The sequence below is a fragment of the Christiangramia sp. OXR-203 genome (genome assembly GCF_034372165.1).
Classification (GTDB): Bacteria; Bacteroidota; Bacteroidia; order Flavobacteriales; family Flavobacteriaceae; genus Christiangramia.
The window spans coordinates 255,477-278,148 of sequence record NZ_CP139698.1; the positions used below are offsets into that span (position 1 = coordinate 255,477).

At 39.8% G+C, this 22,672-nt stretch carries 19 protein-coding genes; 12 read left to right on the top strand and 7 right to left on the bottom strand.

Translation table 11 applies throughout. The features are described from left to right. Positions 1–259 precede the first annotated feature (259 nt). The 3 genes from T8I65_RS01250 (at position 260) to pncA (ending at position 2,911) form a co-directional block, all read left to right on the top strand. The gene (locus T8I65_RS01250) at positions 260–754 is read left to right on the top strand and encodes a hypothetical protein (RefSeq protein WP_322301691.1); all 495 of its coding nucleotides are present in this window, start codon (positions 260–262) and stop codon (positions 752–754) included. Positions 755–890: 136 nt separating this feature from the next. After that, positions 891–2,300: a nicotinate phosphoribosyltransferase gene (locus T8I65_RS01255; RefSeq protein WP_322301692.1), complete on the top strand. Its 1,410-nt coding sequence runs from the start codon at positions 891–893 to the stop codon at positions 2,298–2,300. After that, positions 2,300–2,911: a bifunctional nicotinamidase/pyrazinamidase gene (gene pncA, locus T8I65_RS01260; protein WP_322301693.1), complete on the top strand. Its 612-nt coding sequence runs from the start codon at positions 2,300–2,302 to the stop codon at positions 2,909–2,911. The genes T8I65_RS01255 and pncA overlap by 1 nt, the downstream gene beginning before the upstream one ends. Here the strand turns inward: pncA and T8I65_RS01265 are convergent. Then, entirely contained in the window at positions 2,908–3,684 is a 777-nt protein-coding gene (locus T8I65_RS01265; RefSeq protein WP_322301694.1) for a THC0290_0291 family protein, read from the bottom strand. The genes pncA and T8I65_RS01265 overlap by 4 nt on opposite strands. Before the next feature lie 201 nt (positions 3,685–3,885). On the opposite strand from T8I65_RS01265, the gene gdhA reads away from it, so the two are divergent. From gdhA to T8I65_RS01300, 7 genes are all read left to right on the top strand, one after another. Beyond that, complete coding sequence (gdhA, locus tag T8I65_RS01270; protein ID WP_322301695.1) at positions 3,886–5,229, top strand: NADP-specific glutamate dehydrogenase; 1,344 nt, start codon at positions 3,886–3,888, stop codon at positions 5,227–5,229. 75 nt (positions 5,230–5,304) lie between these two features. After that, the gene (gene recO, locus T8I65_RS01275) at positions 5,305–6,024 is read left to right on the top strand and encodes a DNA repair protein RecO (RefSeq protein WP_322301696.1); all 720 of its coding nucleotides are present in this window, start codon (positions 5,305–5,307) and stop codon (positions 6,022–6,024) included. Then, on the top strand, positions 6,025–8,427 hold the full coding sequence (locus T8I65_RS01280) for a TonB-dependent receptor (protein WP_322301697.1): 2,403 nt from the start codon (positions 6,025–6,027) through the stop codon (positions 8,425–8,427). A 124-nt stretch (positions 8,428–8,551) separates the two neighbouring features. Next, positions 8,552–11,953, top strand: coding sequence for an isoleucine--tRNA ligase (gene ileS, locus T8I65_RS01285; protein ID WP_322301698.1), 3,402 nt, complete (start codon positions 8,552–8,554; stop codon positions 11,951–11,953). 3 nt (positions 11,954–11,956) lie between these two features. Further along, positions 11,957–12,340 carry a TraR/DksA family transcriptional regulator gene (locus tag T8I65_RS01290; RefSeq protein ID WP_322301699.1) on the top strand — a complete coding sequence of 128 codons (384 nt, stop codon included), beginning with the start codon at positions 11,957–11,959 and terminating at the stop codon, positions 12,338–12,340. A gap of 105 nt (positions 12,341–12,445) precedes the next feature. Next, positions 12,446–13,027 carry a hypothetical protein gene (locus tag T8I65_RS01295; RefSeq protein ID WP_322301700.1) on the top strand — a complete coding sequence of 194 codons (582 nt, stop codon included), beginning with the start codon at positions 12,446–12,448 and terminating at the stop codon, positions 13,025–13,027. A 38-nt stretch (positions 13,028–13,065) separates the two neighbouring features. Further along, positions 13,066–13,671, top strand: coding sequence for a lipoprotein signal peptidase (locus T8I65_RS01300; protein WP_322301701.1), 606 nt, complete (start codon positions 13,066–13,068; stop codon positions 13,669–13,671). A 2-nt stretch (positions 13,672–13,673) separates the two neighbouring features. Here T8I65_RS01300 and T8I65_RS01305 read toward each other — a convergent pair whose 3' ends face one another. Genes T8I65_RS01305 through T8I65_RS01330 form a run of 6 tightly spaced genes read right to left on the bottom strand, consistent with a single transcriptional unit; the run spans position 13,674 to position 18,459 of the window. Then, positions 13,674–14,090, bottom strand: coding sequence for a response regulator (locus T8I65_RS01305; RefSeq protein ID WP_322301702.1), 417 nt, complete (start codon positions 14,088–14,090; stop codon positions 13,674–13,676). A 9-nt stretch (positions 14,091–14,099) separates the two neighbouring features. After that, the gene (locus T8I65_RS01310) at positions 14,100–15,554 is read right to left on the bottom strand and encodes a PAS domain-containing sensor histidine kinase (protein WP_322301703.1); all 1,455 of its coding nucleotides are present in this window, start codon (positions 15,552–15,554) and stop codon (positions 14,100–14,102) included. A 53-nt stretch (positions 15,555–15,607) separates the two neighbouring features. After that, entirely contained in the window at positions 15,608–16,180 is a 573-nt protein-coding gene (locus T8I65_RS01315) for a 5-formyltetrahydrofolate cyclo-ligase (protein WP_322301704.1), read from the bottom strand. Beyond that, positions 16,167–17,162, bottom strand: a complete 996-nt coding sequence (locus tag T8I65_RS01320) for a succinylglutamate desuccinylase/aspartoacylase family protein (protein WP_322301705.1) — start codon at positions 17,160–17,162, stop codon at positions 16,167–16,169. Before T8I65_RS01320 ends, T8I65_RS01315 begins: the two co-directional genes overlap by 14 nt. A 3-nt stretch (positions 17,163–17,165) precedes the next feature. Then, positions 17,166–18,038, bottom strand: a complete 873-nt coding sequence (gene rimK, locus T8I65_RS01325) for a 30S ribosomal protein S6--L-glutamate ligase (RefSeq protein WP_295178420.1) — start codon at positions 18,036–18,038, stop codon at positions 17,166–17,168. A gap of 1 nt (position 18,039) precedes the next feature. Then, on the bottom strand, positions 18,040–18,459 hold the full coding sequence (locus T8I65_RS01330) for an ATP-dependent zinc protease (protein WP_322301706.1): 420 nt from the start codon (positions 18,457–18,459) through the stop codon (positions 18,040–18,042). Positions 18,460–18,612: 153 nt separating this feature from the next. Between T8I65_RS01330 and uvrC the strand changes: the two genes are divergently transcribed. Both uvrC and T8I65_RS01340 read left to right on the top strand, forming a co-directional pair. After that, positions 18,613–20,412 carry an excinuclease ABC subunit UvrC gene (uvrC, locus tag T8I65_RS01335; RefSeq protein ID WP_322301707.1) on the top strand — a complete coding sequence of 600 codons (1,800 nt, stop codon included), beginning with the start codon at positions 18,613–18,615 and terminating at the stop codon, positions 20,410–20,412. After that, positions 20,405–22,633 (top strand): patatin-like phospholipase family protein, encoded by a 2,229-nt coding sequence (locus T8I65_RS01340; RefSeq protein WP_322301708.1) that lies wholly within the window; start codon positions 20,405–20,407, stop codon positions 22,631–22,633. Before uvrC ends, T8I65_RS01340 begins: the two co-directional genes overlap by 8 nt. Positions 22,634–22,672: the final 39 nt, after the last annotated feature.

A 22,672-nucleotide genomic window follows, 5' to 3' on the forward strand; every position in this document is an offset into this window, starting at 1 on the left:
TGATTTATAGTTGAGTACCTGTGTTTGCTGGTTTTCAGTGCGTAAGCTTGCTTAAGATGGTGAAATTATAGAGTTATGGAAAACCGTACAAAGTTTCGCTGTTCACCGATTAATTGCGGTGTTTAGACGGACTCTAAAAGCATTTATTCACAAACTTAAGTTAGTAAAGCACATTCATTCGGTACAGCTGTTCTAATTTTTTAATTTCACCAAACCCCAAACTACTTCGGCTTCAGCTTGCTGTAATCGAATCACAAATATGAAAATTTTAAAGGATGTGTTCCTTGAACACGTCGTAACCCCAACATTTTTAAAATTTAAGACTTCCAGAGTATTTTACCTTTCAATCATCACGATGATGCTGATTTTATTTTCAAGCTGTAACCCCGCTGCGCTTGTAAATCCTGAAAGCTATAGTGACAAATGGGAAAATACCTATGTCTGGTTCTCACCATCAGATCTAAGCACAATTTATGTTTCCGGAAATGGAGATCCTGAAACAGCTTTGCCAGTTCCTAATGATTCAGACTACCTAATAGAATGGAGTAAAAAAGGTGAAGTTTATGAACTTAAGATCACCTCCTATTACCAGGATATTGATTTTGCCTGGTTCGATGGGTACGACGCCGAGGATAATTCCGAAGAAATTCCGTGGATACAGGAAGGAAATACGCTGGAACTGGTAAGTGAAAAACTATTACCTTCTGAAAATGGCAGGTATCGCATTTCCCTTTCAGACGATTTAAAAGATTAAACTACACCAGAACAATCTAAAGCAGAACTTATTTCCTGAGATTAATTTCTCTGTTGATAAACCTGTATTTTAAATTTGGTAAATTTGTGAATTCCGATCTTTCGATTAGCAAATAGATCGAACTCAAGAATTTACTATGAATAAATTTACCGCCACTTATACAGACCAGTACCAGTTGTCCATGGCTCAGGTCTATTTCAAAAAAGGACAGAAGGAGCAGCAGGCTGTTTTCGATTATTATTTTAGAAAACTCCCGTTTAAAAGTGGTTATGCAATCTTTTCCGGACTTGAGGATCTTCTGGAAATCTTGAAGAAGCTTCGTTTTTCTGAAGATGATCTGGAATTCCTAAAGGAACAGGGTTTTGAAAAGGATTTTCTTGAATACTTAAAGGATTTCCAATTCAAAGGAAAGATCTATTCAGTAAAAGAAGGTGATATTGTATTTCCGACCCGGCCGATCTTACAGGTAGAAGCAAGTATTATTGAAGCACAGATTATCGAAACCATTCTTCTCAATTTGCTGAACTTTCAAACACTTATCGCTACCAAAGCAAGCCGTATGCGCTTAGTGGCGGGAGATGCTACATTGCTCGACTTTGGATTGAGACGTGCTCAGGCTAGCGGTGGGTATTTTGCTACTCGCGCTGCCATCATTGGAGGTTTTAATGGTACAAGTAACGTAGTCGCCGGAAAAGATTTTGATATTCCTGTTTCTGGAACGATGGCCCATTCTTTTGTGCAAAGCTATGATGATGAATTGACGGCTTTCAGGGACTTTGCTGAAGGTCGTCCTGAAAATTGTGTATTTCTTGTAGACACTTATAATACTTTAAAAAGTGGTATTCCTAACGCGATAAAGGTCGCAATGGAGATGGAAGAGCGTGGTCAAAAATTACTGGCAGTCAGGCTCGATAGTGGAGATCTAAGTTATTTTGCTAAGGAAAGCAGGAAAATGCTCGATGCAGCGGGCCTTGATTATGTGAAAATAGCAGCTTCGAATCAGTTGGACGAGCATGTGATCAAAAGTTTATTAGAGCAACAGGCTCCCATTGATATCTTCGGAGTGGGAACGAACTTGGTGACCGGCGATCCTGATGGTGCCCTGGATGGGGTTTATAAACTGGCATTTTCCGCAGGTAAACCAAGAATAAAAATTTCAGAAAGTATTATTAAGATCACCCTTCCACATAAAAAACAGGTTTTCAGAATAAAGGATGAGAATGGGAAGTGTATTGGAGCAGATGCAATTGGCCTGTACCATGAAGATAATATTCAGGAAATGCATCATCCATTCGAGCCTTACAAATCCATGAATCTTAAGTATTACAAACTAGAAGCTTTACTAGAACTGGTCATGGATAAAGGAAAGGTGTTACAGAAAAAAAGAAGTCTTAGTGAAATTTCAGAATATAGTATCGCGAGACTTTCAGAATTGCCTATAGAATACAAACGATTTAATAATCCGCATATCTATAAGATCGGGATTAGCGAATTGCTGAAAGAGGAACGGGATCAATTGATCAAAATGCAGAAAAATAAGATATAATGAAAACGCTAGTTCTCATAGATATTCAAAATGATTTTATGCCGGGCGGTGCACTTGCTGTAGAGAATGGTGATGAAATAGTTCCATTGGTAAACGATCTTCAGCAAAAATTTGATCTGGTAATTGCTACCCAGGACTGGCATGCTAGCTGGCATTCCAGCTTTGCCTCAGCTCATGAAAATGCGAAGGTTTTTGATCTTATAAAATTAAACGGACTTGATCAGGTTCTATGGCCGGATCACTGCGTTCAAAATACCAGTGGCGCTGAATTCCATCCAGAGCTTGATACCAATCGTATCGAAACCATTTTTAGAAAGGGAACAGATCTGGCAATCGATAGCTATAGTGGATTTTACGATAATGCTCATTTGAAGTCTACGGGACTCTCAGGTTATCTGAAGGATAAAGGTGTTAAGAATGTTTATTTCGCCGGTTTGGCCGGGGATTATTGCGTAGCCTATTCGGTTCTGGATAGCATCGCGGAAGGTTTTACAACGACACTTATCGAAGATGCAACCAGGGCAATAGATAAAGAAGGTTTTGAAAAAATGAAACTGGAAATTCTTAGAAAAGGTGGAACTATTTTGAACTCTGCTGACCTGGAATTCTAGAAATCCAGGTAATAAATGTATCCTACATTGAACCAGAGTACAAAGTCGTTAAACTTGTTTTGCGGTCCCTGTACATCCAGCCCTTCCAGTTTGTCGGTATCATAATAAGTAGCTCTGGCTTCCAGTTGCAGATCGCTGAATCTACTCAGCCTGTACCGTAGTCCTGCACTTCCAAGAATGGCAAAGGTGTTTCCTGGTTCCAGGAAGAGTCCGTCTTCAAACGTGTTAAAAAGTACTTTAGGACTATCCAATGGTCCAAGATCTGAATACGCTGTAGGCCTGTAATGCACAAAATGTACTCCAAGGGAGATATAAGGAGCGAACAAGTAGCCAAAATCCCTGGCTTTTTTTATTCCTAAAAAATGATATTCAAGAGAGGTTCCTGCTTCAATAACTTCAGTTTCTCCATGCATCGCTCGAAGTTGCTGTCCTCCCAAACTATTTTTTTCTGCCACCGGACCATAATGGTCCAGGTTAGATCTTAGATAATCGATCTCATTTCTAATTCTGAAATATTTAGTAAACCATAAGCTGGAGGGCCTGCAACTACATTCTGGTTTGAAAGCGAAATTCATATAATGTACTAGGCCAACCCCAAAACCACCATTATCCAGATTGTTTTTCACATTCCATCGCTCACCATAATCGGTAAAGAAACCGGCAGGTCCTGCAATGACTCCAACTTCGTTAGAAAAACTAAGCTGTCCCGAAGCATTTTCAGAATAGCCAAGGATAATGATTACGAACAGAAGAAATACCTTATTGAAGTTCATTGAATGCAGCTTGCAACGTTAGCAAATATAGCAAAACTACTTTAACACAATATTTATAAACGGGCCGAGAAAACAGGCTCTGAAAGTAAAAGTTAATTTTATATCAAATGACGGAATGAATCCAGTAATCCTTATAGAATATTTATATTTGCACCATAATTTGGATAAAAAATTTATAATTTAATAATAGCGCCAGTCATTATGGAAAAAAATATCAAAAATTTCCTGGAAAAGGTGTCAACCAGAAACCAGAACGAACCAGAATTTATGCAAGCGGTTCATGAGGTGGCTGAAACCGTAATTCCTTTTATTGAAAAGAATAAAAAATACCAGAACAAGATGCTTCTGGAGCGTATGGTGGAGCCGGAAAGGGTTGTGATGTTTAGAGTGCCATGGCTTGATGATAACGGGGATATTCAGGTAAATCGAGGATTTAGAATCCAGATGAACTCAGCAATTGGACCATATAAGGGTGGTTTACGTTTCCATCCATCAGTAAACCTTAGTATTCTTAAGTTTCTTGCGTTTGAGCAGACTTTCAAAAACAGCCTTACAACACTTCCTATGGGTGGTGGTAAAGGAGGATCAGATTTTGATCCAAAAGGAAAATCTGATAATGAAGTAATGCGTTTCTGCCAGAGCTTTATGACTGAATTGCAAAGACATATTGGAGCTAATGCTGATGTACCTGCAGGTGATATTGGGGTTGGTGCTCGTGAGATTGGATTTTTATTTGGTCAGTATAAGAGAATTCAGAATGAGTTTACGGGAATTTTGACCGGGAAAGGTCTTAGCTACGGTGGATCTTTGATTAGACCTGAAGCTACAGGATACGGGAACGTATATTTCGCTCAAAATATGCTGAAAACCAAAGGAGAAAAGCTAGAGGGTAAAACCATAGTGATCTCAGGTGCTGGAAACGTTGCGCAATATGCTGCCGAAAAAGCAACTCAGCTTGGAGCTAAAGTAGTTACCATGTCAGATTCTGGTGGATTCATCTATGACAAAGATGGTATTGATGCAGATAAACTTCAGTTTATCATGGAGCTTAAGAATGAGAGACGTGGTAGAATTAGTGAATATGTAGATCAATATTCCGGAGCTGAATATCATGAAGGTAAAACTCCATGGAAGATTAAGTGTGATATCGCATTACCGTGTGCAACTCAGAACGAATTGGATAAAGAAGATGCTCAGGCATTGGTCAATAATGGCTGTATGTGTGTAGGAGAGGGAGCGAACATGCCATGTACTCCTGAAGCGATCGAGGTTTTCCATAATGAAAAGATATTGTTCTCACCAGGAAAGGCTTCTAATGCCGGTGGTGTTGCAACTTCAGGTTTGGAAATGTCTCAGAACTCTATGCGTTATAACTGGACTTCGGAAGAAGTAGATAAGAAACTTCATGAGATCATGAATGATATTCATGAGGCATGTGTGGAATATGGTACTACTGAAGATGGTTATGTTGACTACGTAAAAGGAGCGAACATTGCAGGATTTGTAAAAGTAGCAGACGCTATGCTAGCACAGGGTGTTGTATAGTTAAGCATTCGAAATATAAGACTAAAGCCGCTGAAAAGCGGCTTTTTTTATACATTGCTCACAAATTCTTTCAGCATGCTGGTGCATACCAAAGCGATCGTGATCAGTGCTTTAAAATATGGGGAGGCAGATCTTATAGTCAAGCTTTACACGCTGTCTGATGGTCTTAGAACCTATATGCTGAAGGGAGTGCTTAAAAGTCGCCGGGGTAAATTCAAAGCTTCCATGTTCCAAAGTCTTACTCAGCTGGATATCGTAGCCAATCACAAAAATACAGGGAAACTGGAGTATTTGAAAGAAGCAAAAGTGATTGCGAATTATCAAAGCTTGCACACACATCCGGTCAAACAGGCGCTGGTCATGTTTCTGGCTGAAGTTCTCAAAAATAGTATCAGGGAAGAAGAAAACAACGAAGCGCTATTCCATTACCTTGAATATAACCTGCAATATCTTGATGCTGCGGAAAAAGTCGCCAATTTCCATCTGTTATTCCTACTTCAACTTACCAGGTATCTTGGGTTCCAGCCTCAAAATTCTACTTCAGAAGCTGAATATTTTAATATGCTCGATGGAGTTTTTCAGGAAATTCCCACAAACGACTATTGCATAGAAGGTAATAATGTAGTTTTGCTGAAAATGCTATTGGGCACCGAATTTGATGCCTTAGCGAATATAAAATTAAACCAGGCTTCACGCACAGATTTCCTGAAAATGCTTCTTCTTTATTTTGAACTGCATATTGAAGGTTTTCGTAAACCGAAGTCTCTTGGAGTGTTAAATGAAATTTTTGGATAAATGCGGTCAGGACTCTTAGTTCTATTTTTCTTTATTTCTTATTTCCATCTTTCTGCACAGGAGATCAGGATTCTGGATAGCGATACCGGTGAACCAGTTGCCGGGGTGGCCATTTACAATCAGGATCAGTCAAAATATACTATTTCAGATATTGAAGGAGTAGCGATCATCACTAATTTCTCAGATACCGAAGTCATTATTTTTAAGTCGGTTTCCTATAAAGAAGTATATCGCAGAAAAAGAGAGATCCTTCAGAATAATAGTATCGTTGTTCTAGAACCGGGTGAAAATCAACTGGAACAGATCACACTCTCAGCGGCGCGTTTTAAGCTGAAAAAAGACGAAATTCCACAGAAGATCGTGAGCATCGTTCCTTCTGAAATTTTAATGGCGAATCCTCAAACTTCAGCAGATCTGCTGGAAAGTACGGGACAGGTTTTTGTTCAGAAAAGCCAGTTAGGCGGCGGAAGTCCCATGATAAGAGGTTTTTCAACTAACAGACTTTTGCTTACCGTGGATGGAGTTCGTATGAATTCTGCCATTTTCCGAAGCGGGAATCTTCAGAACGTGATCTCAGTAGATCCATTAATGGTAGAGAATGCCGAAGTTATTCTTGGTCCGGGTTCTGTGGTTTACGGGAGTGATGCTATTGGCGGGGTGATGAATTTTTATACACTGCAGCCAGATTTTAGTTTTACCGGTGGCACTTCAGTTTCAGGCTCTATTTATACTCGATTTGCCACTGCTAATAATGAAAATACGGTACATGCAGATGTAAATGTAGGACGTGAAAACTGGGCTTTTAGAACCGGGATCACTTATTCAGATTTTGGAGATCTGAAGATGGGAGAACATGGTCCAGATGACTATCTGCGACCTGAATATGCTGAAAGACAGAACGGTATTGATGTAATGGCGGAAAATCCAGATCCGCTGGTTCAAAAGCCTACAGGATATGACCAGATCAACCTCTTGCAAAAGGTCAAGTATATGCCATCCAAAGACTGGGATTTTAATCTCGGACTTGTCTACTCTCAGACTTCCGATTTTCCGAGGTTTGACCGTTTATACCGCAAGAAAGATGGTGTTTTGCGTGCTGCAGAATGGTATTATGGTCCGCAAACCTGGTTTCTTGGAAATTTAAAAATCAATCATCGCAGCCGTTCAGAATTCTATGATAAAGTTCAGTTTACAGGTGCCTATCAGTATTTTGGCGAGAGTAGAAATGACCGGGATTTCGGAGAGCCTGTCCTTTTTTCTACGGAAGAACATGTAGATGCTTATTCAGCAAATCTGGATTTCGAAAAGTCATTGTCTGAGAGCAAGTTGTTCTATGGTTTCGAATATGTACTTAATTCGGTTGCTTCCGAAGGAGCTTTCAGAAATATTCAGAATGCAGAAACCGGAGATACAGCAAGCAGGTATCCGGACGACTCAAAGTGGCAATCCATGGCGGTATATTCGAGTTACCAGTGGAAAATAAGTGTAGATCTTTCTTTACAGTCGGGATTGCGCTATAATCATATCCTGGTGGACGCAAAATTTGAGGATCGTTTCTATGATTTTCCTTTTGAGGAAGCAAATATTAGCACTGGTGCGCTTACGGGAAGTCTTGGGCTTAACTGGCATCAAAATCATTTTGTAGGTTGGCGACTGGGACTTTCTACCGCTTTTCGTGCTCCAAATATTGATGATATTGGTAAAATATTTGATTCTGAACCTGGATCTGTAGTCGTGCCTAATCCAGACCTGACGTCGGAATATGCCTATAATGCAGAACTTGGAGCCGACTTCAATTTTAGCGATAATCTTCGTTTTGGGCTAACTGCTTATTACACGTACCTCGATGATGCGATGGTTCGAAGAGATTATGATCTGGATGGTGTTACCGAGATCGATTATCAGGGAGAACCAAGTCGTGTACAGGCCATACAAAATGCAGCCAATGCTTATGTTTATGGACTGGAAGCAGGACTGGAAATTGATTTTTCGGTAGCCTTACGTATGAACTCTCAGTTTAGTTATACCTATGGAGAAGAAAATGATGGTGGGGAGTATGTGCCTTTAAGACATGCGGCACCTATGTTTGGAAGTTCACATCTGGTCTGGAACAAGCGAAAATTAAATCTTGACCTTTTTGCTGAGTACAATGGTGAGTTTGACTTTGAAGATCTAGCTCCGAGAGAGCGGGATAAGGCTTATTTATATGCCACAGATTCGAACGGAAATCCATATTCCCCGGCATGGTATACGCTCAATCTTACGGGACAATACAGGCTTAATCCAAATTGGCTGGCTACGGTTTCATTGGAAAATATTACCAACCAACGATATCGTACCTATTCTTCAGGAATTGCGGCAGCAGGTAGAAATTTGATCATAGCCCTAAGCTATAATTTTTAACAACTTCAATGCTTTCATATTTCAGAATTATTTGATCCTAAATGACTATCGTTTTTTAGCGAGGAATCATATCATCTTTTGTTAAAAATCCTTATTTTCGCACATCATTTGAAAATAGGAGAAAATGAGTGCAAAATTCCCTGAATATAAAGGTCTTGACCTGCCTAAAGTGGCTGAAGAAATTCTTAATTACTGGGAAGAGAATGATATTTTCGAAAAGAGTATAAGTTCTCGCGAAGGCAAGGAATCTTACATCTTTTTCGAAGGACCTCCATCTGCAAACGGATTACCTGGTATTCACCATGTAATGGCTCGCTCTATCAAGGATATTTTCTGTAGATATAAAACTCAAAAAGGATTTCAGGTTAAACGTAAAGCAGGTTGGGATACTCATGGTCTTCCTATCGAACTTGGCGTGGAAAAGGAACTTGGGATCACTAAAGAGGATATTGGAACAAAAATTAGTGTTGAAAAATATAACGAGGCATGTAAGAATGCCGTGATGCGTTATACCGATGTCTGGAACGATCTTACCAAAAAGATGGGTTACTGGGTGGATATGACAGATCCATATATCACTTACAAGTCCAAATACATGGAAACTGTTTGGTGGTTGCTTTCAGAAATATATAAGAAGGATCTTATTTACAAGGGTTATACCATTCAGCCATATTCTCCAAAGGCAGGAACTGGTTTGAGTTCTCACGAGCTTAACCAGCCAGGAACTTACCAGGATGTGACCGATACTACGGTAACGGCAATGTTCAAAATAACAGACTCGTCTGCTGCACCGGTTGGCGCTGGGCTGGAAGGGGCTTTCTTGATCGCATGGACTACCACTCCCTGGACTTTACCATCTAACACTGCACTGACTGTTGGACCTAAGATCCAGTATGTAAGCGTAAAAACATATAATCAATATACATTTGAGCCAATCACCATTATCGTGGCAAAAGATCTGGCTGAAAAGCAATTTGATAAAAAATTCACTAAGGTTTCTTCGGAAGAAGAGCTTAAAGCTTATTCTGAAGGTGACAAGAAAATCCCGTTTCTAATAGGCGAAGGTTTTATCGGAAAAGACCTTGTTGAAATAAAATATGAGCAACTACTTGATTATGCTCAGCCAAACGATCATCCTGAAAACGCATTCAGAGTAATTTCAGGAGATTTTGTAACTACTGAAGATGGTACGGGAATCGTACACACCTCACCAACTTTTGGTGCAGATGATGCTTTGGTGGCAAAACAGGCTTCTCCAGAAGTGCCGCCGCTTCTTGTAAAGGATGAGAACGGTAATCTGGTTCCACTAGTAGATCTTCAGGGTAAATTCAGACCAGAGTTAGGAGAATTTGCCGGGAAATATGTAAAAAATGAATACTATGATGATGGGCAGGCGCCAGAAAAGTCTGTAGATGTAGAGCTGGCCATCAAACTCAAAGAAGATAACCGGGCCTTTAAGGTTGAAAAATATGTTCACAGCTACCCAAATTGCTGGAGAACAGATAAACCAATTTTATACTACCCGCTGGACTCATGGTTTATTAAGGTAACTGAGTTCAAGGACAGAATGCATGAACTTAACCAGAACATAAACTGGAAGCCGAAGTCTACCGGTGAAGGAAGATTTGGAAACTGGCTGGCCAATGCAAATGACTGGAACCTTAGCCGTAGCCGCTATTGGGGAATACCATTACCTATATGGAGAACCGACGATGGCAAGGAAGTAAAGGTGATTGGATCTGTAGCGCAATTAAAGGAGGAAATGGCGAAAGCCGTGGAAGCTGGAGTTCTGGAAAAAGATATATTTTCAGATTTTGTAGCTGGTGACATGAGTGAAGAGAACTATGAAAAAGTAGATCTTCATAAGAATGTGGTAGACACGATCACGCTGGTTTCAGATTCAGGAAAACCTATGAAGCGAGAAGCAGACCTTATCGATGTTTGGTTTGATTCTGGCTCTATGCCTTACTCGCAGTGGCATTATCCATTCGAGAATAAGGAAAAAGTAGAAGATGAATGGCGTAAGGCAGATTTTATTGCTGAAGGTGTAGACCAGACACGAGGATGGTTCTATACGCTGCATGCGATCGCAACCATGATCTTTGATGATGTTGCTTATAAGAACGTTGTTTCTAACGGACTTGTACTGGACAAGAACGGGCAAAAAATGTCCAAGCGTCTTGGAAATGCAGCAGATCCATTTGAAACGCTGGCTGTTTATGGACCAGATGCTACGAGATGGTATATGATCTCCAACGCAAATCCATGGGACAACTTAAAATTTGATATTGAAGGAATTGGAGAAGTTCAGCGTAAGTTCTTCGGAACTTTATATAACACCTATTCGTTCTTTACACTGTACGCGAATATAGATGGTTTTACGTATGCTGAAGCAGATGTAGACCTTGACAAAAGACCTGAAATAGATCGCTGGATCCTTTCAGAACTGCATTCACTTATTGAAAAGGTGGACAGGTTCTATGCTGAATATGAGCCAACGAAAGCAACCCGTGCTATTTCAGAATTTGTTCAGGAGAACCTTAGTAACTGGTTTGTGCGTTTAAGCAGAAGACGTTTCTGGAAAGGTGATTACGAGCAGGATAAGATTTCCGCTTACCAGACATTATATACCTGTATGGAAACTGTGGCAAAGCTGGGAGCACCGGTAGCGCCTTTCTTTATGGACAGACTCTTCAGAGATCTGAATAATGCTACAGGGAAGGATACTTCAGAATCTATACATATTGCTGAGTTCCCAGTTTATCAACCAGAATTTGTTGATAAATCCCTGGAGCACAAAATGGAAAAAGCACAGACGATCTCTTCCTTAGTACTTTCACTACGGAAGAAGGAAATGATCAAAGTGCGTCAACCTTTGCAAAGGGTAATGATTCCGGTACTTGATGATGCACAAAAGCATGAAATCGAGGCGGTTGCAGACCTTATAAAGTCTGAGGTTAATGTGAAGGAGATCGAGCTTATAGACGATGCATCAGGACTTCTGGTTAAACAGGTAAAACCTAACTTTAGAGTTCTTGGTCCAAGATTTGGTAAGGATATTAGGCTGATTGTCAATGCGGTGAATAATTTTTCTGCAGAGGACATCGCAAAGATTGAGAGAGAAGGAGAGATCGAATTAAACATTAACGAAAAAATGGTTAATTTGTCACTCGCTGAGGTAGAAATAAGCTCTCAGGATATTGAAGGATGGTTAGTAGCCAGCAGTGGTAATCTAACTGTGGCACTGGATGTTAGTATCAGTGAGGAGTTGAAAAGGGAAGGTGTTGCCAGGGAACTGGTAAACAGGATCCAGAACCTCCGAAAAGATTCAGGCTTTGAAGTGACTGATACAATAGATGTAACCCTACAGAAGGACGGTATGATCGAGGATGCCGTGAATGATAATATAACCTATATTAAAACAGAAACATTAACTGCAAACCTCGAATTTGCAGAGGTGGTGGAGGAAGGTGCAGATGTAGAATTTGATGATGTCACCACTAAAATGTTCATTAAAAAACATTAAGCCATGTCTACAGATGTAAAAGAACGCTACAGCGATGCAGATCTAGCCGAGTTCAAGGCTTTGATCAAATCAAAGATCGAGAAAGCACAGGAGCAGTTGTCTAATTATCAGTCAGCCTATAAGAATGATGGAAATAATGGTACAGATGATACCTCCCCAACATTCAAAGCTTTTGAGGAAGGAAGTGAAACTATGAGCAAGGAAGCGAACTCTCAACTAGCTATTCGCCAGGAGAAGTTTATCCGTGATCTTAAAAATGCTCTTAACAGGATCGAAAATAAGACCTATGGTATTTGTAGAGTCACTGGAAAGTTGATCGCTAAAGAAAGATTGCTTTTAGTACCTCATGCAACCTTAAGCATTGAAGCAAAAAATTTACAACGCTAAACTGATCAAATTAACGTCCGGAGCATTTTTTGTTCCGGACGTTTTTATTTTTACTGAAGGAAGATGTTGAAGAAGTTTTGTTTGCTGTGGTTTTTCTGTTTCAGCATGTCACTACATGCCCAGCGTGACACCCGCGAGATCTTCAATGCTTCAGGAATTGAATCCATCAACATACTTACCAACGAGGTTTTCAAAATTACTATTACCGCTACCAATACAGACAGGATCAGGCTCATTACTCATTCTGAAGGTGAATACTTTAATCTGATTCTTGTTCAAACAAAAGTCGATAACGGTAATTTGAGCATAAAAACGAGCTATCCCCAAGAATTAACCGGAGGTTTTGATAAATTAAGTGCACATAAGGTCTTTTCTTTAGAGCTAGAACTGGAGATTCCAGAGAATCTTGAAATTTCTGTAGATTCTAATATAGCTTCTTTAATTACAACTGGATCCTTTAACCAGTTAACAGCGAACCTTAAAGATGGTTTTTGTGACTTAAGGGATTTTGCAGGAAATGCTACGATTAATACTTACGATGGTAATATTCGGGTGGAAACAGGTTCCGGTCTTGTTGATGCTGAAAGCAGGAATGGAAAGGTGGAGTTACCGAAATATTTACGAGGTAGAAACCCTATAAAACTTAAGTCTATAGACGGCAATATATTGGTGCTTAAAACTAAATAATATTAGTATTTTTGGTGCGTTTCAATTAAAAATAAACCATGTCGCTTAAAAAAGCCGGAATCATCATTTTCCTGATCTTATTAATAGATCAGATCTCCAAAATTTATATCAAAACACATTTTGCTCTAGGTGAAGAGATCGAGGTTTTCGACTGGTTTAGTATTCTTTTTGTTGAGAACGAAGGAATGGCGTGGGGAACCAAGATCCCTGGTGAATATGGCAAGCTAGCCCTCACTCTTTTCAGGCTGGCCGCTATAGTTGGTATTGGTTACTGGTTATGGGATGCAGTTAGAAAGAATGGCTCAAGAGTATTGATCGTTTCAATCGCGCTGATCTTTGCCGGAGCTTTTGGAAATATCATCGATTCTGTTTTCTACGGAATCATCTTTGACGATAGCTACGGCCATGTAGCAAGTTTTTTACCTGAAGCTGGTGGCTATAGTTCAATTTTCTACGGAAAGGTGGTAGACATGCTATATTTCCCTCTGTGGAAAGGTTATTTACCTGGTTGGGTTCCATTCTGGGGTGGAGAATACTTTACATTCTTTGAACCCGTATTTAATATAGCAGATTCAGCGATCAGCGTTGGTGTAGCTTTACTTTTAATATTCAATAAGAAAGCTTTTCCGAAGGAAGAAGAATAAAATCAGGCAGCAGTTTTATCGAAGATCTTTTCGAACTTTTTAAGTTCAATAGGTTTTATGAGATAATCTGTAACCATATTAAATGATTTCACTCTCTCCAAATCCCGAGGGTCTATCGAGGAGCTTACTACATAAAGAGTGATCTTTTTATTCAGGTTGTTCTTGATCTTCAGGAATTCATTTAAAAACTCCCAGCCATCCATTACAGGCATATTAAGATCCAGGAATATGATATCTGGTAGCAAATCTTCATGGGTAACAGAAGACATGGTTTTCTTGAAATAATCCAGTGCTTCCTTACCATTTTTATAGATTAGAAGATTCTCTGATAATTTTTTGATCTCTATGATCTTTTTAACCAAGTTCACGTATATCTTATCATCATCGATGATACACGCTAGTTCTACTTTCTGCCCCATTGTATAGATCTAGAATTTTATTTTAAACGTAGTTCCTATGTCTAGAGTACTACTTACAGATATGGCTCCCCCTAGAGCTTCCACCTGGTTTTTGGTAATGAATAAACCAATACCTTTTGCTTCCTGACTGGTATGATGAAAGGTTCGGTACATTCCAAACATTTTATCACCATACTCGTCGAGATCGATCCCCATTCCATTGTCACTTATCTCGAGAAATTCCTTTTCGTTCTCAATATATGTCTGGATAAAGATGACCGGTTTACGACCAGGTTGTTTGTATCTGATCGCATTCGTGATTAAATTTAATAAAATACTTTCAAGATACTCAGGTATATAGCTAATTTCTTTCAAATCCTGAAACTCAGCGACGATTTTTGCATTTTCCCGATTAATGAGTGATGATATCGATGCCAGAACGATCTCCAGAGCCTCTTCAAATTTAATTTTGACCCGTTTTTTCTTTAGCGAACTTTGAACACTAACGATATTGTTCAGTCTTGAAATCGCAGAATCCAGGTTGCCAGCCACATCATCAACATTGGCAAGTAGATCCAGTTTATCTCTATCTGTCTTGGCCTCTCGTAACAATTCCACAATAAGACTTAAATTGCTACTATGGGATCTTAAATGATGTGAAACGATGTGGGCAAAGTTGAAAAGTCGGGAATTTTGTGAAGCAATGATGTCCAACGAGTTCTGAAGATTCAGTTCATTGTTTTTGTTTTCGTCGATGTTCTGTAAAACTCCCCTTATTCCAATCACTTGCTGATCGTCATCATATACCGGTTTTCCTGTTAGTCGCACCCAGTATTCCCTATTCTGAAAGGAGATCATTTTCAATTCCAGTTTGAAAGGAATCCCGAAGTTCTCACACTTATCAAAGGCAGATTTCATTCTGTTATGATGTTCTTCAGCATAGAAGCTTTCCCGCTTTTCATAAGCAGGTTGAAAATCCCGGGGGCAATCGAGAATTTTCTTGGTTACATCATCCCAGTAAATATTCTTATTGATCGTGTCTACATACCAGCCTCCGGTAGAAGTCATTTCTGCAGTTTCGCGATAGTAGAAGAAATTTTCTTCGATCGTGTACTGGTCCCGCTTGGTCTGGTGTATATTTACAAATAGTAGTACCGCAGTTTCCCTGAAGGAGTTATCCTTGCTTTTTAGATTCTTGCATTCAAACCATCGATACTTTCCATTCCCAAGTTTCAACTTGATCTCAAATTTGAAAGTCTCATCATCAGCGATAAGTTTCTCAAAATGAATTCTGAAATCGTAGCGATAATCGGGATGTAGAATATGATTGATAAAAAATTCAAAACGATCTTCTTCGATCTTAGGATCACCTACAAGATTGCTGAAATGATCTGACCAGCTAATCTCCTTGGAAAAGAGATTGATCTTCCAATAGGCGATATCGAAATCCTGAAGTATGCTGTTTAACTGAAGGTCGCTAAGCATTAGGGTCTTTTGGCAATGTTAAATGTACATTTTTAAGCTAGTTGTAGCAAAAATTATTTTTTCCTGAAATCGTAGATTCTGTTGGGAGTAACGCAATAGTCCAGTGGAATGTCACTTGTATATACATCACTGATCTCATCTACTGGTCCATAGAAAGAAACACCAATTTTAATGATGTCTTTCTTGCAGCGGCTTAAAAAGCGATCGTAAAAACCCTTCCCATATCCAACTCGGTGTCCGCTTTTATCTAATGCCAGAAGAGGAATAAAGACAGCGTCCAGCTGTCGTGCAGCAATCTGGATGCCGTCTACCGGTTCAGGAATATTCCATTGATTCTTAACGATCCTGGTTTGATCTGTTAGTAAGTAATTGATCATTTCACCAGTTTCAAAATCAGATTTGGGAACAATGATCTCTTTGTCTTTTCCCTGTAATACATGTAGCAAATATTCTGTATTTACTTCCTTTTGTTCAGCAATACTTAGGAAAATATGAAAGTATCGTGCATCCCACACGCTTAGTTCAAGACATTTATTCGCGATATCTATGCTCATGCTCTCGATATCTTCCTGAGCAAGCTGACTGCGTAAAAGCTTAAATTTCTTCCTGATCTCAGACTTCTTCATCGAAAAGTGCTTTTGATTGCATGGAAATGTGAAAGATGGCATCACCCTGATATACGATCGGGGATTCATTGATATTAATCACATAACCCTCGCTACTGCTCTTGATCTTATGACTAAATTTACCATAGGGATCGGTAATTGTAGCGATATATTCACCCTTTTCAACATGTTTGCCACAGGGAATCTTGACATGTAGAAGACCACTGTACTTTGCCCGTAACCAGGAACTATTCTCGATAAGAACAGTGTCTCTTTTTACTTCTGGATATTCAAATTTATCATTCAGCATTTCCAGATGACTAAGAATACGCATAGCGCCGTCTACACCCACTTTTGCTACATCTTTATTGGAGTCCAGGGATTTTCCACCTTCGAACAGCAAAACGGGAATTCCTAATTTTGAACAGGTTTCCCGGTAGGATTTTGTGATCGTTTTGGAATGTATGGTAAAAGGAGCGTTGAAGATCTTCGCATATTTAATACTTTGTTCATCGCCTTTTTTAACTCGTATTTGTGGAGCATTGAACCTGGCAGCACCTCCGGTATGGAAGTCCAGGCAAAAATCTGCTATTGGTAGTATTTTCTTTACGAATTGATAAGCGAATCTACTGGCCAGCGACCCATTTTTTGTTCCGGGGAACACACGATTAAGATCACGTCCATCAGGAAATTCACGAGCCATGTTTAAAAATCCGAAGATGTTCACGATAGGGATACAAATCACGGTACCCACTTTAGGTTTGTTGACACCCTTCGAAATGATCTGCCTTACGATCTCAACTCCATTGATCTCGTCGCCATGAATTCCTGCTGTTAGAAGAACAACTGGACCAGGTCTTTTGGAACGCTCAATAATGACCGGCACCTCCACAGATGTGGTAGTGTATAGCTTGGCCATATTAAAATTTATGGTCGCTCTTTTACCCGGCAGTACTTTTTCTCCCAGGATCTCAAGAACATTGTTCTTGTCTATTCGCGGCATATGTTAGACGTTTCGTTCAATATATCTAATGATCGTTTTGGCAATATCCTTTCCGGTTGCTGCTTCAATCCCTTCCAGACCAGGAGAGCTGTTTACTTCAAGTATAAGAGGACCACGACTACTTTGCAGCATATCCACACCGGCCACACCAAGAGCCATTGCTTTCGCTGCCTTGATAGCTGCATTTTCCTCTTCATCTGTTAGCTGAATGATGGATGCTGAACCTCCACGGTGAAGATTCGATCTAAACTCACCTTCTTTACCCTGTCTTTTCATCGCACCTACAACCTGTCCATCTACCACAAAAGCCCGAATATCTGCTCCACCAGCTTCCTTGATGAATTCCTGCACGATTACTCTTGCCTGTAGCCCGTTGAAGGCTTCAATGACAGATTCTGCGGCATTTTGAGTTTCAGCCAGTACGACTCCTAATCCCTGAGTACCTTCTAGCAATTTAATGATCACCGGGGCACCACCAACATGATCCAGAATTTCAGTCACATCTTTCGAATAGTTGGTAAAAACAGTTTTAGGTAAACCAAGTCTTGCTCTCGATAATATCTGTAAACTTCTTAATTTGTCCCTGCTTCTTACCAGCGCCTGTGATTCGGTCGTGGTAAATGTTCCCATCATTTCGAATTGTCTTACTACAGCAGTACCGTAAAAAGTTACCGAAGCTCCAATTCTTGGGATTACCGCATCAGTATCATCCAGGAAATGGTTTTTGTAGTAGATACTTGGTTTCTTCTTTTCAATAACCAGGTCACACTTTGTAGGATCGATCACTTCTACTTCGTGGTTGCGCTTTTTAGCGGCTTCTACCAGTCGGCTTGTAGAATAGAGTCGGGGATTTCTGGATAATATTCTAATCTTCATATTACTTCAGGTTAAAAGAGACATCGATAAGCTCGGTGTCTACAATAAATTTTTTGGTTAAAAACTTTCTTCCAATTAATACCGGATATCGCATTTCCTGTCTGTCTGAAAGCGATAGGGATATTTTAAATACTTTTCCGAAGAGCCTGATATTGGTGCGTACCAGATATCGTTTCTGGATGATCCCGTTACTACTTCTTACAAATACAATGTCGTAATCCTTAAAAATAAAAGCTTTGCCATTATATAAAGGATGTTCAGCATCCAGAAAGGTACAATGCAGTTCATCATCAACTTCTTTGATATTCTCGCAATGTATCGAGGAGCTATAGGCTCCCGTATCAATTTTAATGGCGATGTCGTTGAGGTGTAAAGCAGGAAAATCTGCCTTGTCAAATCTTCCGATCACAATCTTCTCCATAATGCAATATACTAAAATGCCCTAAGTCTGGGAGCTGTGCAAAGTAAACGAAAGATTATACAATATTTTGATACGTAGGGTGATATTCTTAAAATTTACTTCGGAAGCCAAAAAAGGTTTAGTGAGCTTATTTTAATGTTTATTTTTGAGGTAATGGAAAAGCCAGCTCTGGACGTACAATTAAAAACTTTACCCAATAGCCCGGGTGTTTATCAGTATTTCGATAAGAATGGAAAGATCCTTTATGTAGGGAAAGCCAAGAATTTGAAGAAACGGGTGACTTCTTATTTCACCAAGAGACATGATAGCCATCGAATTGGAGTCATGGTCAAGAAGATCCATGAAATAAAACATATCGTAGTTGCTTCAGAAACCGATGCATTGCTCCTGGAAAATAATTTGATCAAGAAACATCAGCCCAGGTTCAATGTAATGCTAAAGGATGATAAGACGTACCCGTGGATATGCATTAAAAATGAGCGGTTTCCACGTGTTTTTCCTACCAGAAAACTGGTTCGTGATGGCAGCGAATATTATGGACCATTTACAAGCTTTAAAACCGTAAATACACTACTCGATCTAATCAAAGGATTATACAAGTTAAGAACCTGTAATTATGATCTTTCCGAAGATAAGATTCAGAATGATAAATACAAGGTCTGCTTAGAATACCATCTTGGTAATTGTGAAGGACCCTGTGAAGCATTACAACCTGAAGAAGAATATAATCGCAATATTGAAGCTATTCGCCAGATCGTAAAAGGTAATTTCAAGGATTCCCTTCAGCGTTTTCGAAATCAAATGAAAGAGCATGCTGAGAATATGGAATTTGAAGATGCTCAGCGAATCAAGATCAAGATCGATGTGCTGGAGAATTATCAATCCAAGTCTACAGTAGTGAATCCACGTATTAATAATGTAGATGTTTTTTCCGTAGTAAGTGATGAAGGTTACGGCTATGTAAATTTTCTCCAGTTATCTCACGGCGCGATCATACGCTCTCATACCATCGAGATGAAAAAGAAGCTGGATGAAAGCGACCTGGAATTGCTGGAACTGGCCATTGTGGAGATCAGGCAGCGTTTCAGCTCAAAATCTACTGAGATCTATGTGCCTTTCAAAGTAGATGTGGGTGAAGACCTTAAGATCACGGTTCCAAAACTTGGTGATAAAAAGAAGATCGTAGAGTTGTCCCAGCGAAATGCCAAGTATTTCAGGCAGGAACGGTTTAAGCAAATGAAGATCATAGATCCAGACCGTCATGTGAACCGTATTATGGCGCAAATGAAGGAAGATCTTAGACTTAGCGAAGAACCGCGGCATATCGAGTGTTTTGATAACTCAAATATCCAGGGAACCAATCCGGTTGCCGCCTGCGTGGTTTTCAAGGATGGAAAACCAAGCAAAAAGGATTATCGAAAATTTAATATTAAAACCGTAGAGGGCCCAGACGATTTTGCTTCTATGGAAGAAGTAGTCTTCAGGCGTTATCGAAGATTGCTAAATGAAGATGAGCCGCTTCCACAATTAATTATCGTTGATGGTGGAAAAGGGCAACTTTCCAGCGGTGTAAAGGCACTGGATACCTTAGGTCTCCGCGGAAAGATCGCCATCATAGGGATTGCAAAACGACTGGAAGAGATCTACTATCCAGGTGATTCCATACCTTTATATCTGGACAAAAAATCTGAATCTCTAAAGATCATTCAGCAGCTTCGAAATGAGGCGCATCGCTTCGGAATTACATTTCACCGGAATAAAAGAAGTAAAACCGCGTTAAATACCGAACTTGAGTCCATTGCCGGAATAGGAGAAAAAACAGTCATTGATTTACTGAAGAATTTCAGGTCTTTAAAAAGAGTGAAGGAAGCAAGCGAAAAGGAACTTGCTGAAGTGATTGGAGCTGCAAGAGCAACCATCGTCTATCAATTTTATCATAAAGAGAATGCGTAAATATCTTTTCATCCTTAGTCTTATCATTTCCTTTGGAGCAAAATGCCAGGAAGAGGATAGGCCAAAGGTTGGACTGGTATTAAGCGGGGGCGGTGCCAAAGGTCTTGCTCATATTGGTGTGCTAAAAACCCTTGAAGAGCAGGGCGTCAAGATCGATTATATTGGAGGCACCAGTATGGGAGCAATCATTGGCGGACTCTACGCTTCCGGCTATTCTGCCAGTGAACTTGATTCTATTTTCAGAACTACACAATTTGATATCCTTATTCAGGATAACCTGCCAAGGCGGGCGAAAACTTTCTACGAAAAGGAGGATTCAGAAAAATATGCGATCACACTTCCTTTTGACAACTTTGATATTTCATTTCCCAGCGGACTTTTTAAGGGTCAGAATATTTACAATTTACTATCAAGACTTACCATTCATGTAAGTGATGTAGAAGATTTTAGCGAATTACCCATTCCGTTTTTCTGTATTGCAGCCAATGTGGAAACCGGCGACGAAGTAATTCTGGATAGTGGATCATTGGCTAAGGCGATTTCAGCCAGTGGCGCGATTCCAACTCTTCTCAGTCCCATAAAAATTGATGGACAGTTATTAACAGACGGTGGGGTTGCTAATAACTACCCAATCGAAGAATTAAGGCGTCGTGGAGCTGAGGTCATTATTGGGGTTGATGTGCAGGATAGCCTTGTTAAGAGAGATAAATTAAGGAGTGTCTTTGAAATTATGAGCCAGATCTCAAATTTTCGTACGATCAATGACATGAAGGAGAAAGCTCCAAAAACAGATATTTACATTAAGCCGAATGTAAATTCTTTCTCGGTCATGGCTTTTGACAAAGGACAGGCGATCATAGATTCTGGAGCGGTGGCCGCAAACAATATGCTAGAGGAACTTAAGGTGCTGGGTAATCCTGATGATAGCTTATTAATTCGTAAGCCGGTTCCAAAGATCGATAGTTTTAATATTAGTGCACTTTCAGTAGAAGGAAATAATACCTACCCACGAGCTTATGTGCAGGGTAAATTAAAGCTTGACTACGAAGAAACATACAATTTCGATGATCTGAATATTGGGATTAACAACCTTTCTGCAACCGGTAACTTTGAGCGCATCAATTACCAGCTAATTCCAGAAGATGAAAATGGCAATTATGCACTTGCCATGCAAATTGAGGAAAGTGAAAACAAAATGCTGTTACGACTGGGATTGCATTATGATGAGCTTTATAAAAGTGGTGCGCTGGTGAATCTTACCCGCAAGAGTTTACTTTTTACCAATGATGTTGCTTCTTTGGATCTTATCGTGGGGGATAACCTGCGTTACAATTTTAACTATTACCTGGATAAGGGTTTTTACTGGAGCTTCGGAATAAATTCTCGCTATAACACTTTTGACAAAGGCTTGCTCTTAAATGGCATCAGGGATCCTGAGGGTATTAGTGAATTTCAGGATATTAGAGAGCTGGAAGTTACGGTGAGAGATTTCACCAATCAGATCTATGTGGAATCACTTTTTCAGCAGGTATTTTCCATAGGTGTTGGGCTGGAACACAAGTATTTGAAGTATAGCAGTAATACGTTTAACGATGCGATCAATCAAAGTCAGGAACTGGTCCTGGCAAATGACCACTATGCCGGCGGCTTTGGATACGTGAAATTCGATTCTTACGATAATAAATACTTCCCCACCAAAGGAGTTCGTTTTGATGGAGACTTTCATATTTACCTGTATTCTTCAGATTATAATAATGATTTTTCGGAGTTCTCGATCGCAAAGGGAAGTTTGGGTTACGCTATCCAGCCTTTTCCCAAATTCACTACGCGAATAAGTACAGGAACTGGTTTTAAGATAGGAAATGATGAAAGCCAGGTACTGGATTTCTTTCTGGGTGGTTACGGGAATGATTTTATCAATAATTTCAAACCTTTCCTGGGTTATGATTTCTTAAGCCTTTCCGCAGATAGTTATATAAAAGCGCAACTGGAGTTTGACTATGAGCTTTTCAGAAAGAACCATATTATCGCCAGCGCCAATATTGCCAATGTTGAAGATGACCTGTACACGACTGGAAACTGGCTAAGCATGCCCGATTATAATGGCTACGGAATTGGTTACGGAATCGAAACTTTTATGGGGCCACTGGAAGCAAAATATTCCTATTCACCCGAGACTAAAGAAAGTTACTGGTTCTTTAGCCTGGGATTCTGGTTTTAGCCGTTAATGGTCTGTAATCATTTTATCATTCTCGTGCCC

Excerpts from the sequence above, each read along its gene's own strand:
- T8I65_RS01250 (WP_322301691.1), top strand. The coding sequence starts at position 260 with ATGAAAATTTTAAAGGATGTGTTCCTTGAACACGTCGTAACCCCAACA.
- T8I65_RS01255 (WP_322301692.1), top strand. The coding sequence starts at position 891 with ATGAATAAATTTACCGCCACTTATACAGACCAGTACCAGTTGTCCATG.
- pncA (WP_322301693.1), top strand. The coding sequence starts at position 2,300 with ATGAAAACGCTAGTTCTCATAGATATTCAAAATGATTTTATGCCGGGC.
- T8I65_RS01265 (WP_322301694.1), bottom strand. The coding sequence starts at position 3,684 with ATGAACTTCAATAAGGTATTTCTTCTGTTCGTAATCATTATCCTTGGC.
- gdhA (WP_322301695.1), top strand. The coding sequence starts at position 3,886 with ATGGAAAAAAATATCAAAAATTTCCTGGAAAAGGTGTCAACCAGAAAC.
- recO (WP_322301696.1), top strand. The coding sequence starts at position 5,305 with ATGCTGGTGCATACCAAAGCGATCGTGATCAGTGCTTTAAAATATGGG.
- T8I65_RS01280 (WP_322301697.1), top strand. The coding sequence starts at position 6,025 with ATGCGGTCAGGACTCTTAGTTCTATTTTTCTTTATTTCTTATTTCCAT.
- ileS (WP_322301698.1), top strand. The coding sequence starts at position 8,552 with ATGAGTGCAAAATTCCCTGAATATAAAGGTCTTGACCTGCCTAAAGTG.
- T8I65_RS01290 (WP_322301699.1), top strand. The coding sequence starts at position 11,957 with ATGTCTACAGATGTAAAAGAACGCTACAGCGATGCAGATCTAGCCGAG.
- T8I65_RS01295 (WP_322301700.1), top strand. The coding sequence starts at position 12,446 with ATGTCACTACATGCCCAGCGTGACACCCGCGAGATCTTCAATGCTTCA.
- T8I65_RS01300 (WP_322301701.1), top strand. The coding sequence starts at position 13,066 with ATGTCGCTTAAAAAAGCCGGAATCATCATTTTCCTGATCTTATTAATA.
- T8I65_RS01305 (WP_322301702.1), bottom strand. The coding sequence starts at position 14,090 with ATGGGGCAGAAAGTAGAACTAGCGTGTATCATCGATGATGATAAGATA.
- T8I65_RS01310 (WP_322301703.1), bottom strand. The coding sequence starts at position 15,554 with ATGCTTAGCGACCTTCAGTTAAACAGCATACTTCAGGATTTCGATATC.
- T8I65_RS01315 (WP_322301704.1), bottom strand. The coding sequence starts at position 16,180 with ATGAAGAAGTCTGAGATCAGGAAGAAATTTAAGCTTTTACGCAGTCAG.
- T8I65_RS01320 (WP_322301705.1), bottom strand. The coding sequence starts at position 17,162 with ATGCCGCGAATAGACAAGAACAATGTTCTTGAGATCCTGGGAGAAAAA.
- rimK (WP_295178420.1), bottom strand. The coding sequence starts at position 18,038 with ATGAAGATTAGAATATTATCCAGAAATCCCCGACTCTATTCTACAAGC.
- T8I65_RS01330 (WP_322301706.1), bottom strand. The coding sequence starts at position 18,459 with ATGGAGAAGATTGTGATCGGAAGATTTGACAAGGCAGATTTTCCTGCT.
- uvrC (WP_322301707.1), top strand. The coding sequence starts at position 18,613 with ATGGAAAAGCCAGCTCTGGACGTACAATTAAAAACTTTACCCAATAGC.
- T8I65_RS01340 (WP_322301708.1), top strand. The coding sequence starts at position 20,405 with ATGCGTAAATATCTTTTCATCCTTAGTCTTATCATTTCCTTTGGAGCA.